The sequence below is a fragment of the Streptococcus sp. Marseille-P7375 genome (assembly GCF_902460365.1).
In the GTDB taxonomy this organism is placed as follows: domain Bacteria; phylum Bacillota; class Bacilli; order Lactobacillales; family Streptococcaceae; genus Streptococcus; species Streptococcus cristatus_I.
Map to the genome: position 1 here is coordinate 74,569 of NZ_CABPTR010000003.1, position 14,340 is coordinate 88,908.

A 14,340-nucleotide genomic window follows, 5' to 3' on the forward strand; every position below is an offset into this window, starting at 1 on the left:
AAAAACCACCTCATTTCAGAGGTTCACAAACCTTATCAAATCAAGGTTTATAGACGATAAAGGAGAAAACCATGACATTTGAAGAAATTTTACCAGGCCTTAAGGCCAAGAAAAAATATGTGCGTACAGGCTGGGGTGGGGCAGAGAACTACGTCCAGCTCTTTGACACGATTGAGCAGAATGGGGTGGCTCTCGAGGTGACACCTTATTTCCTCATCAATGTTTCAGGCGAAGGGGAGGGCTTCTCCATGTGGAGTCCGACTCCCTGTGATGTCCTCGCGACAGATTGGGTAGAAGTGGATGACTAAGACAGTACTGGTGACGGGAGCTAGCTCTGGCATCGGCCGAGCTCAGGCTCTGACCTTTTTAGAAAATGGCTACCGCGTTTATGGAGTAGATAAGGCCGAAAATCCTGGCTTTCTAAATGAGCTACGTTTTGTCAAGATGGATTTGACAGGGGATTTGACACCACTCTTTACTAGCTTGCCCGAGGTGGATATTCTCTGCAATACAGCAGGTATTTTGGACGATTATCGTCCCCTGCACGAGACCAGTGACGAGGACTGGGAGCAGATTTTTGCACTCAATCTGACCGCGACTATGAAAATCACTCGCTTTTACCTGCAGAAAATGCTGGAGAAAAAGTCTGGTATCATCATTAATATGTGCTCGATTGCTAGTTTTCTGGCTGGCGGTGGTGGTGCTACCTATACAGCCTCTAAGCATGCTCTGGCTGGCCTGACCAAGCAGATAGCCTTAGACTATGCGGATAAAAATATCCAAGTATTTGGCTTGGCGCCGGGCGCTGTCAAGACAGCTATGACTGCTGCAGATTTTGAGCCAGGCGGACTGGCAGACTGGGTTGCTGAGGAAACGCCTATCAAGCGCTGGCTGGATCCTCAAGAAGTAGCTGATGTCAGCCTCTTTCTAGCCAGTGGCCAGGCAGCTGCTATGCAGGGCGAGATTATCAAAATCGACGGCGGCTGGAGTTTGAAATAGTAGATCTACTGAGTTTGGGGACATCATCCGTGGTAATCTACTACAAAAGAGAAGATAAATTTAAGAGTATCGGATGAAGATTAACAGGTCTTAGCATAAAAATAAATATTTTTTCTAACTTTTATAGATAAAAATAAAAGAATTTCTAGCAGAATTGTCTGAATTGTGATACAATAAAGCGATTTGTGAAAGGAAATGATTGAATGAGTGAAAATGAGTTGAAAAACAACGAGAAAACAGAAAAGAACGGGATGAAACGCGGCTTACAGAATCGGCATGTTCAGATTATAGCCATTGCTGGAACCATTGGTACGGGGCTTTTCTTGGGGGCGGGACGCTCGATTAGCCTGACGGGTCCATCCATTATCTTGATTTACATGCTGACGGGCCTTTTCATGTATCTGATGATGCGGGCGATTGGGGAAATGCTTTACTACGACCCTGACCAGCATACCTTTATTAACTTTATTACCAAATATTTGGGAACTGGCTGGGGGTATTTTTCCGGCTGGTCCTACTGGATTTCTCTGATTTTTATCGGAATGGCTGAGATTACGGCTGTTGCCCAGTATGTGCAGTACTGGTTTCCTGACTGGCCAGCTTGGATGATTCAGCTTGTCTTTCTAGCTCTTCTTAGCTTGGTCAATCTGATAGCGGTTCGAGTTTTCGGCGAGGTCGAATTTTGGTTTGCTATGATAAAGATTGTAGCCATCATTGCTTTGATTGCAACGGCTGTCTTTATGGTATTGACAGGCTTTAAAACGCCTCACGGAGTAGCTAGTCTTGGGAATATTGGTCGAGGTTTTCAGCTTTTCCCTAATGGATTTGTAAGTTTTGTCATGGCTTTCCAGATGGTCTTCTTTGCCTATCAGGCCATTGAATTTATCGGGATTACCACTTCTGAAACGGCTAATCCACGGGCAGTCTTGCCAAAGGCCATCAAAGAAATTCCTTTGCGGATTGTCTTGTTTTACGGGGGTTCCCTCCTTGCCATTATGGCCATCATTCCTTGGGAAAAACTGGCAACGGCTGACTCTCCCTTTGTTATTGTTTTTAAGTTAGCTGGTCTCAAATGGGCGGCGGCCTTGATTAACTTCGTGGTTCTGACCTCAGCGGCCTCTGCACTGAACTCGACCCTCTACTCAACAGGCCGCCATTTGTATCAGATTGCCCACGATACGCCCAATCCTTTTCTTGAGAAAATAGGAGCTGAGAAGCTATCTCGGCAAAATGTTCCGCAGAATGCGATTTTGGCTTCGGCGGCTACCATTGCCTTTGCGGCCTTCATCAAGATTCTGCCGGGAGTGTCAGATTCCTTTGCCCTGATTACAGCTTCTTCATCTGGTGTCTACATCGCTATCTATGGTCTGACTATGTTGGCCCACCTTAAGTATCGTAAGTCACCAGATTTTATGGCAGATGGTTATCTCATGCCAGCTTACAAGTTTCTCAATCCTTTGACCATGCTCTTCTTTGCCTTTGTCTTTGTCACTCTTTTCTTACAAGAGTCAACGGTGGTGGGAGCGATCGGTTCAGCTGTTTGGATCGTCGTCTTTGGTCTTTACAGCCAGTTCAAATTCCGAAAATAATCCCTTTTTAGGAGAAATGTATTTTCTCTCAGTCCAGCTGGCTGAGAGATTTTCTTTTTAGTTGTTTCATTGGCTGTTTGGGGTATAGGTATTTGGCCGAGAAAATGATATAATGAAAAAAGAAATAATGTAAAACGAGGCTGAAATGTTAAATATTCAAGAAATCAAGAAGAATGCTGGCGGCTTGCAGTTCGACCAAGAATTTGATTTGGCGCAAGAGCTACAAGAGCGTAATCGTGAAGTGTTAGATATCTGGAAGATCGTGGCTAGAGGTCAGGCTCAGTATGAAAATGGGCTTTATTTTTTGGATTACACCTTGACCTACAAAATTACCCTAGCTTCTAGTCGCAGTATGGCTCCAGTTGATAGGGAGGAAGCCTACACGGTTCATGAAGTCTTTGCTTCTGTCGAAGATGGCTCTGTGCAAAAAGATTTGCTGGAAGATGATTTGGTTCTACCATTTGAGGGAGATGTGATCGATCTGGCAGCCAGTGTGGCGGACAATATTTTGCTTCATATTCCGCTGAAAGTTTTGACTCCTGAAGAGGAAGCCGGTGCGAGTATGCCTACGGGAAATGACTGGCAGGTGCTGACGGAGGAAGACTATCAAAAGCAGCAAATGGAGAAGAAAGAAGCCAATAGTCCTTTCGCCAGCCTTCAAGGTTTATTTGATGAATAAAAGCGTCTAAAATCTAGTGGAGGATTATCAAGGAAATCTATTTGAATCTTCTTGAAATATGAGCGCAATTTTGTTACACTAGATAGAAAGACTGTGAAGGAGATATGATGACAGAACGAGGCTTGTTAATTGTCTTTTCTGGCCCCTCAGGCGTTGGAAAAGGGACAGTAAGACGGGAAATTTTTGAGAGTACGGACAATCAGTTTCAGTATTCTGTATCTATGACGACTCGTCCGCAGCGTCCTGGAGAAGTTGATGGTGTTGATTATTTCTTTCGCACTCGTGAAGAGTTTGAGGAGTTGATCCGTCAAGGGCAGATGCTCGAGTATGCAGAGTATGTCGGCAATTATTACGGGACTCCACTCACTTATGTCAATGAGACCTTGGATAAGGGGATAGATGTTTTCTTGGAAATCGAAGTCCAAGGAGCTCTACAAGTCAAGAAAAAAGTGCCCGATGCGGTGTTTATCTTTCTGACTCCGCCAGACTTGGAAGAGTTGCAAGACCGTTTGGTTGGTCGTGGCACAGACAGTGCAGAAGTGATTGCTCAGCGGATTGAGAAAGCAAAAGAAGAAATTGCCTTGATGCGGGAATATGACTACGCTATTGTCAATGACCAAGTGCCTTTGGCAGCTGAACGTGTAAAACGTGTGATTGAAGCCGAGCATTTTCGTGTGGACCGAGTCATCGGTCACTACCAAGACATGCTTCCTAAGGATGAAGCAGTTGTTCGTTAATAAAGTTAGAAATTAGGTAAATAGTTATGATGTTAAAACCGTCTATTGATACCTTGTTAGACAAGGTGCCGTCAAAATATTCTTTGGTTATCTTAGAAGCTAAGCGTGCCCATGAGCTAGAAGCTGGCGCTAAGCCAACTCAAGATTTTAAATCAGTGAAATCAACGCTACGTGCTTTGGAAGAAATTGAATCTGGTAATGTTGTGATTCACCCAGATCCAGAAGGAAAACGCGAAGCAGTTCGCCGACGTGCGGAAGAAGAACGTTTGCGTAAAGAAGAAGAAGAGCGCAAGATCAAAGAACAAATTGCCAAAGAAAAAGAAGAGGGTGAGAAAATTTAAGGTTGGGGTTACTCAATCTTATTTTTCATTTAGGGAAAGCGGGGTGAGAGTGTGAAAGTTGCCAAGATTATTGTCGATGTTCCTCTGATGCAGACGGATAAACCGTACAGCTATGCGGTTCCAGAGGAGTTTTCTGGGATGCTAGAAGCTGGGATGCGAGTGCATGTGCCTTTTGGTAAGGGCGGTCGGTTGATTCAGGGGCTGATTGTTGGCTTGGCTGATGAGAAAGCGGAAGATTTGGCTGGTCATATCGGAGAATTGAAAGATATTGCTGAAGTTCTTGACTTTAGGCCGGTTCTCAATGCGGAGCAGCTCTGGCTAGCTGACCAATTGCGCCAGTCTGTCTTTTCCTATAAAATTTCCATTCTGAAGGCCATGTTGCCGAGTCTTCTTAATTCCAGCTATGACAAGTTGCTTTATCCAACGGAGCAGCTTTCTTCTGAGGAGCGGCAGGCCATTTTTGGCCAGGAAGCTAGTCTTCGTTTTTCTGATCTGGACAAGAAAAGTCAGTCTAAGCTCATGCGCTTGACCCAGGCTGGTAAGATTCGCTTGGAGTACCAAGCGACGGACCGTAAGCATATCAAGACAGAAACCTGGTATCATGTGAACAGAGAGAAATTGACTCAGTTCCTGCCTTCTGCCCGAGCGAAAAAGCAGCAGGAACTTCAGACTTATCTGCTGGAAAATCCGCAATCAGGTCTCCTCAAAGACTTACGCAAACTCTTTTCACCTGCAGCGGTCAGCATTTTCTTAGAAAAGGATCTTCTCCATACAGAAGAGAGAGAGGTCAGCCGGTCTGCAGCGCATTTCCAAAAGGAGCGACAGGATAAAAAGCTGGTTCTCAATGAGGAGCAGGCAGTTGCAGTTGCAGCGATTTGTAAAAAAATTGGCCAAGCTGACGCTCAGCCCGTTTTGCTAGAAGGAGTGACGGGGAGTGGCAAGACCGAGGTTTATCTCAAGGTGATTGAGGAGGCTCTAGGTCAAGGAAAGACTGCGATTATGCTGGTGCCCGAAATTTCTTTGACTCCTCAGGTGACCGATCGCTTTATTTCGCGCTTTGGTGACAAGGTGGCTATTTTGCATTCCGGTCTATCTGACGGTGAGAAGTACGATGAATGGCGCAAGGTGGAGCGGGGAGAAGCTCAGGTCGTTGTTGGTGCTCGTTCGGCCATCTTCGCTCCGCTGACAAATATCGGAGCCATCATCATTGACGAGGAGCATGAGTCTTCCTACAAGCAGGATTCCAATCCTCGCTACCATGCCAGAGAGGTGGCTCTCCTGCGAGCTCGCTACAATCAAGCTGTCTTGGTGCTGGGTTCGGCGACTCCGAGTTTGGAAAGCAGGGCCAGAGCAAGCCGTGGCGTTTATGACTTTTTGCAGTTGACCAAGCGGGCCAATCCGCTGGCGCAGATTCCTCAGGTTCAAGTGGTGGACTTTCGAGATTATATCGGGCAAAATGAAGCTAGTAATTTCACTCCAGTCCTGCTAGAAGCTATTCAGGATCGTTTGGATAAGGGTGAGCAGATGGTTCTCATGCTCAACAGGCGAGGTTATTCCAGCTTTGTCATGTGTCGGGAATGCGGCACGGTGGACACCTGTCCCAACTGTGATATTTCTCTGACCTTGCATATGGATACCAAGACCATGAACTGCCACTACTGTGGCTTTACCAAAGAAATTCCACCAACCTGTCCTAATTGTGCCAGTCGCAGCATCCGCTACTATGGTACGGGAACGCAGAAAGCCTATGATGAGCTGGCGACCCTCTTTCCAGAGGCTCGTATTCTGCGGATGGATGTGGATACGACCCGTAAAAAGGGGAGTCACGAAGAAATCCTGGAGGCCTTTGGTCAGGGACAGGCAGACATTCTGCTGGGAACTCAGATGATTGCCAAGGGCTTGGATTTTCCTAATGTGACCTTGGTCGGTGTCCTCAATGCGGACACGGCTCTGAATTTGCCAGATTTTCGCTCTTCTGAGCGGACCTTTCAGCTGCTGACTCAGGTAGCAGGTCGGGCAGGTCGGGCTGAAAAAGCTGGGCAAGTCTTTATCCAGTCTTACAACCCCCATCACTATGCCATTGACTTTGCCAGAAAGCAGGATTACGAAGGTTTTTACGCTTATGAAATGGGAATTCGTCGGCAGTTGGGCTATCCGCCTTATTACTATACAGTCGGGTTGACCCTATCCCACAAGGATGAGGAAACGGTAGTTAAGAAATCTTATCAAGTTATGGATATTTTACGGAGTGGCTTATCGGACAAGGTGCAAATTTTGGGTCCCACACCCAAGCCCATTGCTCGAACCCACAATCTATACCACTATCAGATTTTACTGAAGTATCGCTTTGAGGATGACCTACAAACTACGCTCAATCGGGTCTTGGAACTAACGCAGCAAGCGGAAAACAAGGACCTGCGACTCAGTATTGATAATGAACCCCAGAATTTTATCTGATGGCGAAAGTGAGCGAGAGCTGTCAGCTTTGCTCGCTTTTTTGATATAATAGAAAGAAAAACAGTCGCAGCTGACGGGATTCTGCGACAGATTTGAGGAAATGACAGTGAAATTAATTTTTATGGGAACGCCTGACTTTTCAGCAACGGTCTTAAAAGGCCTGCTGGAAAGCGAACAATATGAGATTTTAGCAGTGGTCACTCAACCAGACCGAGCGGTGGGTCGCAAAAAGGAAATCCGTATGACGCCAGTCAAGGAAGTAGCTTTAGCCAACGGCTTGCCAGTTTACCAACCAGAAAAGTTAGCTAAAAGCGCTGAGTTGGAAGAGATGATGAACTTGGGAGCTGACGGCATCGTGACAGCAGCCTTTGGTCAATTTCTGCCTAGCCGCTTGCTGGAAAGCGTTAACTTCGCAGTGAATGTCCATGCCTCTCTCTTGCCCAAATACCGTGGCGGAGCGCCTATTCATTATGCCTTGATAAATGGCGACCAAGAAGCGGGTGTGACCATTATGGAGATGGTCAAGGAGATGGATGCTGGTGATATGATTGCTAGCCGAGCAACAGCCATTGAAGAGTCTGATAATGTCGGAACTCTCTTTGAAAAATTAGCTGTGATTGGCCGCGATCTTCTTTTAGAAGTCTTGCCAGCCTATGTAGCGGGAGAGATTCAAACCCAGCCTCAGGATCCAGAGCTGGTGACCTTTTCACCGAATATCAGCCCAGAGCAAGAGCGGATTGATTGGACAAAGACCAGTCGTCAGATTTTCAATCAGGTTCGGGGCATGAATCCTTGGCCTGTGGCCCATACCCTGCTAGCTGGTCAGCGCTTCAAGATTTACGAAGTTAGCCAAGTGGAAGGCAGTGGTCGTCCAGGTGAAATCTTAACAATCAGCAAGAAAGAATTAGTGGTCGCAGCGGGTCAGGGAGCCCTTTCTCTAAAGACGGTGCAGCCATTCGGCAAGCCCAAAATGGATATCAAGGACTTTCTCAATGGTCTGGGTCGGAGTTTAGCAGTAGGTGATGAATTTGGAAAGTAAGCAAAAAAGAGCCCGAGAGCTTGCTCTGCAAATTCTGGAAGAAGTCTTTGAAGAGGGAGCTTATTCCAATATTGCCCTCAACAAGGCTCTGAAACAGAGTGCTCTCAGTTCAGCTGATAAAAGCTTGGTCACGGAGCTGGTCTATGGAACGGTCGCTCGCAAAATTACTCTAGAATGGCAGCTAGCTCATTGGGTGGAGGATAGAGACAAGCTGGATGCATGGCTTTATATTTTGCTCCAGCTTAGCCTCTATCAGATGCTCTATCTGGATAAAATCCCCCAGCATGCTGTCGTCAATGAAGCTGTTGAGATTGCCAAAGGTCGCAAGCGTGGCAGTGAAAAATATGTCAATGCCATCCTGCGGAAAATCGAGCGGGAAGGCGCAGCTGATCCGGCTACTATCAACCGCAAAAATAAGCGCTACTCAGTCCAGTATTCTCTGCCGGTCTGGCTGGTCAAGGCTTTGATTGACGAATACGGGGAAGAACGCGCGGAAGCCATCTTTGCTAGTCTCTTTGAACGCAACAAGGCCAGCATCCGAGTGACGGATTTGGCCCGAAAGGAAGAAATTAAAGCAGTTTTGGGTGCGGACGATTCGCTCTTAGCTCCTTCAGCCTTGGTCAAGAAGCAAGGCCATTTTGCTGGTCATGAGTTCTTTGAAAAAGGCTTGATCACTATTCAAGACGAGTCTAGTCAGCTGGTTGCTCCGACTTTGCAGATTGAAGGACATGAGCAGATTTTGGACGCCTGCAGTGCGCCGGGTGGCAAGGCTGTACATATGGCTTCCTATCTGACGACTGGTCAGATTACAGCCTTGGATCTTTACGACCATAAGCTGGACTTGATTCGCCAAAATGCAGAAAGACTGGGCTTGGCGGATAAAATCACAACTCAAAAGCTGGATGCGACCAAGGTGTTTGAGACTTTTGGCCCAGATGCTTTCGATAAAATCCTGGTGGACGCTCCTTGCTCGGGCATCGGCTTGATTCGTCGCAAACCAGACATTAAGTACAATAAAGAAAACGCTGATTTTGAAAATTTACAAAAAATTCAGCTGGATATACTAGACAGCGTTTGTCAAAGTCTACGTAAAGGTGGTATAATAACTTATAGTACTTGCACGATTGTGTCTGCAGAGAATTTTGAAGTAGTTAAGAAATTTCTAGAAAGACATCCAAATTTTGAGCAAGTTAGACTAGAACATGAAAGAGAAGATATCGTGAAAGACGGCTGTATTTTGATTACGCCGGAATTATACGGAAGCGATGGATTTTTTATCAGTCAATTTAGGAAGATATCGGACTAAGAGGAGGAAACTGACAGTATGGAAATTTCAATATTAACAGATGTTGGTCAAAAGCGGACAAATAATCAGGATTATGCCAATCTTTTTGTAAATCGGGCTGGCAAGACCATGATTATCTTGGCTGATGGTATGGGTGGTCACAGAGCTGGTAACATTGCCAGTGAAATGGCAGTAACAGACCTGGGTGCCGCATGGGTTGATACTCAGATTGACTCAGTGAACCAAGTCCGTGAATGGTTTGCAGAGCATTTGGAACAAGAAAATCAGCGTATCCACCAATTTGGTCAGGACGAAGAATACAAGGGCATGGGCACAACGCTAGAAGCCTTGGCTATCATCGACAATCAAGCCATCTATGCTCATATTGGTGATTCTCGCATTGGCTTGATTCGTGGTGAGGAATATAGCCAATTAACTAGTGACCATTCACTTGTTAATGCTTTGCTCAAGGCTGGACAGATTACACAAGAAGAGGCGGAACGCCATCCGCAGAAGAATATTATCACTCAATCTATCGGTCAAAAAGACGAAGTGCAACCTGACTACGGTATGATCACGTTAGAAGATGGTGATTACCTTTTGCTCAACAGTGACGGTCTGACCAATATGATTTCAGACAGCGAAATTTATGATATTGTCACCAGCGATATCAGCCTATCTGAAAAAACTGAAACCTTAATTCGCTTTGCCAACAATGCTGGAGGGCTGGATAATATCACAGTTGCTCTGGTTCGTTTTGACAAGGAGGAACAGGAATGATTCAAATCGGCAAGATCTTTGCCGGGCGATATAAAATCATCAAACAGATTGGCCGTGGAGGCATGGCAGATGTCTATCTAGCCCGAGATCTGATACTTGATGGTGAAGAGGTTGCTGTAAAGGTTCTTAGAACCAATTACCAGACAGATCCTATTGCAGTTGCCCGCTTCCAAAGAGAAGCCAAAGCAATGGCGGACTTGGATCATCCTTACATTGTCCGGATTTCCGATATTGGAGAAGAAGATGGTCAGCAATATTTGGCCATGGAATATGTGTCTGGGCTTGACCTTAAGCGCTATATCAAAGAAAATTCTCCACTTTCAAACGAAGAAGCAGTCAGAATCATGGGGCAAATCCTACTGGCTATGCGCCTGGCGCATACACGCGGGATTGTCCACCGTGATCTAAAACCACAAAATGTCCTCTTGACACCAGATGGCGATGCTAAGGTAACAGATTTTGGGATTGCCGTGGCTTTCGCTGAGACCAGTCTGACTCAAACCAATTCGATGCTGGGCTCGGTGCATTATCTCTCGCCAGAGCAGGCACGGGGTTCCAAAGCCACTGTTCAGAGCGATATTTATGCCATGGGGATTATTTTCTACGAGATGCTGACAGGGCATATCCCTTATGACGGAGATAGTGCTGTGACGATCGCTTTGCAGCATTTCCAAAAACCTCTGCCTTCAATCATCGCAGAAAATCCGAATGTTCCTCAGGCCTTGGAAAATGTGGTCATTAAGGCAACGGCTAAAAAGCTGAGTGATCGCTATCAATCCGTTGCAGAGATGTATGTTGATTTGTCCAGTAGCTTATCTTATGACCGTCGAAATGAAAAGAAACTGGTCTTTGATGATGGGGCCAAGGCAGATACTAAAACTTTGCCAAAAGTTCCTCCAGTTCCTCAGTCAGCTCCAAGTCCTGTCGCAGAAGTAGTGGCTCCTAAAGTTGCGGCTGATGTGAAGAGAGAGGCCCCCGTTTTGAAAGCTCCAGTCAAAAAGCCGAAAAAACGTCATTTAAGAGCTAGATACAAAGTTCTGTTCTTAGCTATTCTCTTAGTTTTTGCAGCCTTCTTCTTTCTGATCTACAAGAGTCCTGCTAATACTACAGTTCCAGATGTAGCAGGTCAAACAGTGGCAGAAGCCCGTTCGACTATTACTGCTAAAGGTCTTGAGGTAGGAGAAATCAAGGAGGACTACAGTGATAAAGTGGCGGAAGGTAAGATCATCAAGACAGATCCACCAGCTAATAGTCAACGTCGTGAAAACAGTAAAGTGGATTTGATTGTCTCCAAAGGGGCGAAAACCTTTACGGTAGAAAGTTATGTAGGTAAGAAGTCCTCAGAGGCGATTGAAGATCTGAAAAGCACTTACAATATTCCTGAGAAGCTGATCAAGATTGTAGAAGAAGAAAGTTCTGATGCTGAAGAAGGAGTGGTCATCAGCCAAACCCCAGCTGCAGGCTCTTCTTATGATGTAACGTCCAATAAACAGATTACTCTGACAGTGGCTAAAACAGTGACTACTGTTCCAATGCCGGACTTTGGTCATCTACAAGTTTCGTATGCCTATGCACGGTCCTATCTGATAGAGATGGGAATCGCTTCGTCTCGTATTGAGCGAGTGATTGATCGCTCCGTGGAGTCCAGTCAAGCCGATTTGGTGACAGCCCAGTCTCCAGCAGCTGGTCAAGGTATTAAATTGAAATCAAATACCAAGATTACTTTCTACGTGACAGACGGTACGGTAACAAGTTCTTCTAGTACAAGCGAACGTTCATCGTCGTCTTCGCCTTCCAGCAGCACCACGAGTGAGAGTGAAAGTCATTCTAGCTCTTCTAGCAGCTCTACAACAGCATCGACGGACCATCAATAAGGCGCCTAGCTACAGTTATCCTATCTAGTCTATTTTAGACTTTGTAGAGAATTAGAAGTATATCCCTTGATTTTCAAGGCAGACTATGCTATAATCATTTTAGTGAATATAAAAGAGAGGCGAGGAAGTATCTTCGCCTCTTGTCTGTGAGGAGGTGCAGTCTTATCGCAACGATTGTTGAATTAGTAAGAGAAGTCATTGAGCCAGCCATCCAAGAACCCTATGAATTAGTAGATATTGAATACGGCAAGATGGGCGGTGACTATGTTCTCAGTGTTTTTGTAGACAAGCCCGAGGGGATTACGGTCAATGATACAGCAGATTTGACCGATATTATCAGTCCTCTGTTGGACTCTATCAAGCCCGATCCTTTTCCTGACCAGTATTTTCTGGAAGTGACTAGCCCAGGCTTGGAGCGTCCGCTGAAGACCAAGGAAGCTGTGGCAGCTGCAGTTGGAAGCTATATCCATGTCAGCCTTTATAAGGCACTGGATAAAAACAAGGTTTTCGAAGGAACTTTGCTTGGATTTGAAGATGATGTCTTGCTCATGGAATATATGGATAAAACACGCAAAAAAGAAGTTGAAATTCCATATAACCTAGTGTCAAAAGCAAGACTGGCCGTTAAATTTTAGTAACAGATCGCAATAATATAATGAAGAAAGGAATACTTTTGCTTCAGCAAAAGTTACATGAAGATGAGTAAAGAAATGCTAGAGGCCTTCCGTATTTTGGAAGAGGACAAAGGTATTAAAAAAGAAGATATTATCGAAGCAGTGACAGAATCCCTTCGCTCTGCTTATCGTCGTCGCTACGGTCAGGCAGACAGCGCAGCCATTGAGTTTAATGAAAAAACAGGTGATTTCCATGTCTATACTGTCCGTGAAGTCGTGGACGAGGTCTTTGACAGCCGTTTGGAAATCAGTCTCAAGGACGCCTTGGCTATCAGTTCTGCCTATGAGCTAGGAGACAAGATCAAGTTTGAAGAAGCGCCTGCTGAATTTGGCCGCGTAGCAGCTCAGTCTGCTAAGCAGACCATCATGGAAAAGATGCGCAAGCAAACTCGTGCCATCACTTACAATACCTACAAAGAACATGAAAATGAAATCATGTCAGGAACAGTAGAGCGCTTTGATAATCGCTTTATCTATGTCAATCTGGGCACTATTGAAGCACAATTATCTAAACAAGACCAGATTCCTGGCGAGGTCTTTGCCTCTCACGACCGCATCGAAGTTTTTGTCTACAAGGTAGAAGACAATCCGCGTGGTGTCAATGTCTTCGTTAGCCGTAGCCATCCAGAAATGATCAAGCGCTTGATGGAGCAGGAAATTCCTGAGGTTTACGACGGAACTGTTGAAATCATGAGCGTGTCTCGTGAAGCGGGTGATCGGACCAAGGTAGCGGTTCGCAGCCACAATCCAAACGTGGATGCTATCGGAACCATCGTCGGACGTGGTGGTGCCAATATCAAGAAGATTACCAGCAAATTCCACCCAGCCAAATATGATGCCAAAAGTGGCCGTATGATTCCGACTGAGGAAAATATCGATGTCATCGAATGGGTTGCCGATCCAGCCGAGTACATCTACAATGCCATTGCTCCAGCTGAGGTCGATCAAGTTATCTTCCATGCAGAAGACAACAAGCGAGCACTCGTTGTTGTGCCAGATAATAAGCTTTCTCTGGCTATTGGCCGTCGTGGTCAAAACGTTCGCTTGGCAGCACATTTGACTGGCTTTAGGATTGACATCAAGTCAGCCAGTGAATTTGAAGCAATGGAAGCAGCCAACGAGCTTGGTGGATTTGGCCAAGATTATGTAGCAGAAGAAGTACCAGCCGAAGTAGATGCTCCTTCAGCAGAATTTGAAGCAGAAGAGCTGGCAGATGGTACAGAAGTGGCAACTGAAATCGAACTCGAAGAAAGTGAAGCAGTAGCCGCAGAATAAGGGAGGCAGATATGGCAAAAACAAGAAAAATCCCTTTAAGAAAATCAGTTGTGTCAAATGAAGTGATTGACAAGCGTGATCTGTTGCGCATCGTCAAGAATAAAGAAGGTCAGGTATTCATTGATCCGACAGGCAAGGCCAATGGGCGGGGCGCTTATATCAAGCTAGATAATGAAGAAGCTCAGCAGGCCAAGAAAAAACGGGTCTTTAACCGTAGTTTCAGTATGGAAGTAGAAGAAAGCTTCTACGATGAGCTGATTGCCTATGTCGATCACAAGGTCAAGAGAAGAGAGTTGGGTCTTGAATAAAGAAAAACTAGCAAACTTGCTGGGTTTGGCCCAGCGGGCTGGCCGCATCATTTCAGGAGAAGAATTGGTCATCAAAGCCATCCAAGAAGGTAAGGTTCATCTGATCTTTCTAGCTGAAGATGCGGGACCAAATCTGACAAAAAAGATTACTGATAAAAGCCAATATTACAAGATAGAAGTGTCAACCGTGTTTTCAACACTGGAATTAAGCACTGCGATTGGCAAAGCTCGTAAAGTAGCTGCCGTCACAGATGCTGGTTTTACAAAGAAAATGAGGTCTCTTATGAAATAGAAGAGGAGGAC

The 14,340-nt window shown here is 45.5% G+C and carries 15 protein-coding genes; all 15 read left to right on the top strand.

The window, feature by feature from the left end:
• Positions 1 to 71 precede the first annotated feature (71 nt).
• The 15 genes from FZ954_RS07685 to FZ954_RS07755 all read left to right on the top strand — a co-directional run bounded on the left by FZ954_RS07685 (position 72) and on the right by FZ954_RS07755 (position 14,329).
• A complete protein-coding gene (locus tag FZ954_RS07685) occupies positions 72 to 308 on the top strand; it encodes a DUF2829 domain-containing protein (RefSeq protein WP_002899859.1) in 237 nt (78 codons plus the stop codon).
• Positions 301 to 999 (top strand): 3-oxoacyl-ACP reductase, encoded by a 699-nt coding sequence (locus FZ954_RS07690; protein WP_148877945.1) that lies wholly within the window; start codon positions 301 to 303, stop codon positions 997 to 999. The genes FZ954_RS07685 and FZ954_RS07690 overlap by 8 nt, the downstream gene beginning before the upstream one ends.
• Before the next feature lie 203 nt (positions 1,000 to 1,202).
• Complete coding sequence (locus FZ954_RS07695) at positions 1,203 to 2,588, top strand: amino acid permease (RefSeq protein WP_187423345.1); 1,386 nt, start codon at positions 1,203 to 1,205, stop codon at positions 2,586 to 2,588.
• Between the two features lie 145 nt (positions 2,589 to 2,733).
• Positions 2,734 to 3,267, top strand: coding sequence for a DUF177 domain-containing protein (locus tag FZ954_RS07700; RefSeq protein ID WP_148877946.1), 534 nt, complete (start codon positions 2,734 to 2,736; stop codon positions 3,265 to 3,267).
• Positions 3,268 to 3,371: 104 nt separating this feature from the next.
• Positions 3,372 to 4,004, top strand: coding sequence for a guanylate kinase (gene gmk / locus FZ954_RS07705; protein WP_187423346.1), 633 nt, complete (start codon positions 3,372 to 3,374; stop codon positions 4,002 to 4,004).
• 26 nt (positions 4,005 to 4,030) lie between these two features.
• The gene (rpoZ, locus tag FZ954_RS07710) at positions 4,031 to 4,345 is read left to right on the top strand and encodes a DNA-directed RNA polymerase subunit omega (protein ID WP_005590937.1); all 315 of its coding nucleotides are present in this window, start codon (positions 4,031 to 4,033) and stop codon (positions 4,343 to 4,345) included.
• A gap of 51 nt (positions 4,346 to 4,396) precedes the next feature.
• Complete coding sequence (locus FZ954_RS07715) at positions 4,397 to 6,802, top strand: primosomal protein N' (protein WP_148877947.1); 2,406 nt, start codon at positions 4,397 to 4,399, stop codon at positions 6,800 to 6,802.
• 100 nt (positions 6,803 to 6,902) lie between these two features.
• On the top strand, positions 6,903 to 7,841 hold the full coding sequence (fmt, locus tag FZ954_RS07720) for a methionyl-tRNA formyltransferase (RefSeq protein WP_148877948.1): 939 nt from the start codon (positions 6,903 to 6,905) through the stop codon (positions 7,839 to 7,841).
• On the top strand, positions 7,831 to 9,147 hold the full coding sequence (gene rsmB / locus FZ954_RS07725; RefSeq protein WP_187423347.1) for a 16S rRNA (cytosine(967)-C(5))-methyltransferase RsmB: 1,317 nt from the start codon (positions 7,831 to 7,833) through the stop codon (positions 9,145 to 9,147). The genes fmt and rsmB overlap by 11 nt, the downstream gene beginning before the upstream one ends.
• 18 nt (positions 9,148 to 9,165) lie before the next feature.
• A complete protein-coding gene (locus FZ954_RS07730; protein WP_045498827.1) occupies positions 9,166 to 9,906 on the top strand; it encodes a Stp1/IreP family PP2C-type Ser/Thr phosphatase in 741 nt (246 codons plus the stop codon).
• Positions 9,903 to 11,780: a Stk1 family PASTA domain-containing Ser/Thr kinase gene (pknB, locus tag FZ954_RS07735; RefSeq protein ID WP_148877949.1), complete on the top strand. Its 1,878-nt coding sequence runs from the start codon at positions 9,903 to 9,905 to the stop codon at positions 11,778 to 11,780. The genes FZ954_RS07730 and pknB overlap by 4 nt, the downstream gene beginning before the upstream one ends.
• A gap of 146 nt (positions 11,781 to 11,926) precedes the next feature.
• Positions 11,927 to 12,415 carry a ribosome maturation factor RimP gene (rimP, locus tag FZ954_RS07740; RefSeq protein ID WP_037586333.1) on the top strand — a complete coding sequence of 163 codons (489 nt, stop codon included), beginning with the start codon at positions 11,927 to 11,929 and terminating at the stop codon, positions 12,413 to 12,415.
• A 63-nt stretch (positions 12,416 to 12,478) separates the two neighbouring features.
• Positions 12,479 to 13,729, top strand: a complete 1,251-nt coding sequence (gene nusA / locus FZ954_RS07745; protein ID WP_262366246.1) for a transcription termination factor NusA — start codon at positions 12,479 to 12,481, stop codon at positions 13,727 to 13,729.
• 11 nt (positions 13,730 to 13,740) lie between these two features.
• Entirely contained in the window at positions 13,741 to 14,037 is a 297-nt protein-coding gene (gene rnpM / locus FZ954_RS07750; protein WP_045498837.1) for an RNase P modulator RnpM, read from the top strand.
• Positions 14,030 to 14,329 carry a YlxQ-related RNA-binding protein gene (locus tag FZ954_RS07755; RefSeq protein ID WP_148877951.1) on the top strand — a complete coding sequence of 100 codons (300 nt, stop codon included), beginning with the start codon at positions 14,030 to 14,032 and terminating at the stop codon, positions 14,327 to 14,329. The genes rnpM and FZ954_RS07755 overlap by 8 nt, the downstream gene beginning before the upstream one ends.
• The last annotated feature ends 11 nt before the right edge of the window (positions 14,330 to 14,340 follow it).

What these genes read in the sequence shown, in the direction of transcription:
- FZ954_RS07685 (WP_002899859.1), top strand. Translation starts at nt 72, where the DNA reads ATGACATTTGAAGAAATTTTACCAGGCCTTAAGGCCAAGAAAAAATAT.
- FZ954_RS07690 (WP_148877945.1), top strand. Translation starts at nt 301, where the DNA reads ATGACTAAGACAGTACTGGTGACGGGAGCTAGCTCTGGCATCGGCCGA.
- FZ954_RS07695 (WP_187423345.1), top strand. Translation starts at nt 1,203, where the DNA reads ATGAGTGAAAATGAGTTGAAAAACAACGAGAAAACAGAAAAGAACGGG.
- FZ954_RS07700 (WP_148877946.1), top strand. Translation starts at nt 2,734, where the DNA reads ATGTTAAATATTCAAGAAATCAAGAAGAATGCTGGCGGCTTGCAGTTC.
- gmk (WP_187423346.1), top strand. Translation starts at nt 3,372, where the DNA reads ATGATGACAGAACGAGGCTTGTTAATTGTCTTTTCTGGCCCCTCAGGC.
- rpoZ (WP_005590937.1), top strand. Translation starts at nt 4,031, where the DNA reads ATGATGTTAAAACCGTCTATTGATACCTTGTTAGACAAGGTGCCGTCA.
- fmt (WP_148877948.1), top strand. Translation starts at nt 6,903, where the DNA reads ATGACAGTGAAATTAATTTTTATGGGAACGCCTGACTTTTCAGCAACG.
- FZ954_RS07730 (WP_045498827.1), top strand. Translation starts at nt 9,166, where the DNA reads ATGGAAATTTCAATATTAACAGATGTTGGTCAAAAGCGGACAAATAAT.
- pknB (WP_148877949.1), top strand. Translation starts at nt 9,903, where the DNA reads ATGATTCAAATCGGCAAGATCTTTGCCGGGCGATATAAAATCATCAAA.
- nusA (WP_262366246.1), top strand. Translation starts at nt 12,479, where the DNA reads ATGAGTAAAGAAATGCTAGAGGCCTTCCGTATTTTGGAAGAGGACAAA.
- rnpM (WP_045498837.1), top strand. Translation starts at nt 13,741, where the DNA reads ATGGCAAAAACAAGAAAAATCCCTTTAAGAAAATCAGTTGTGTCAAAT.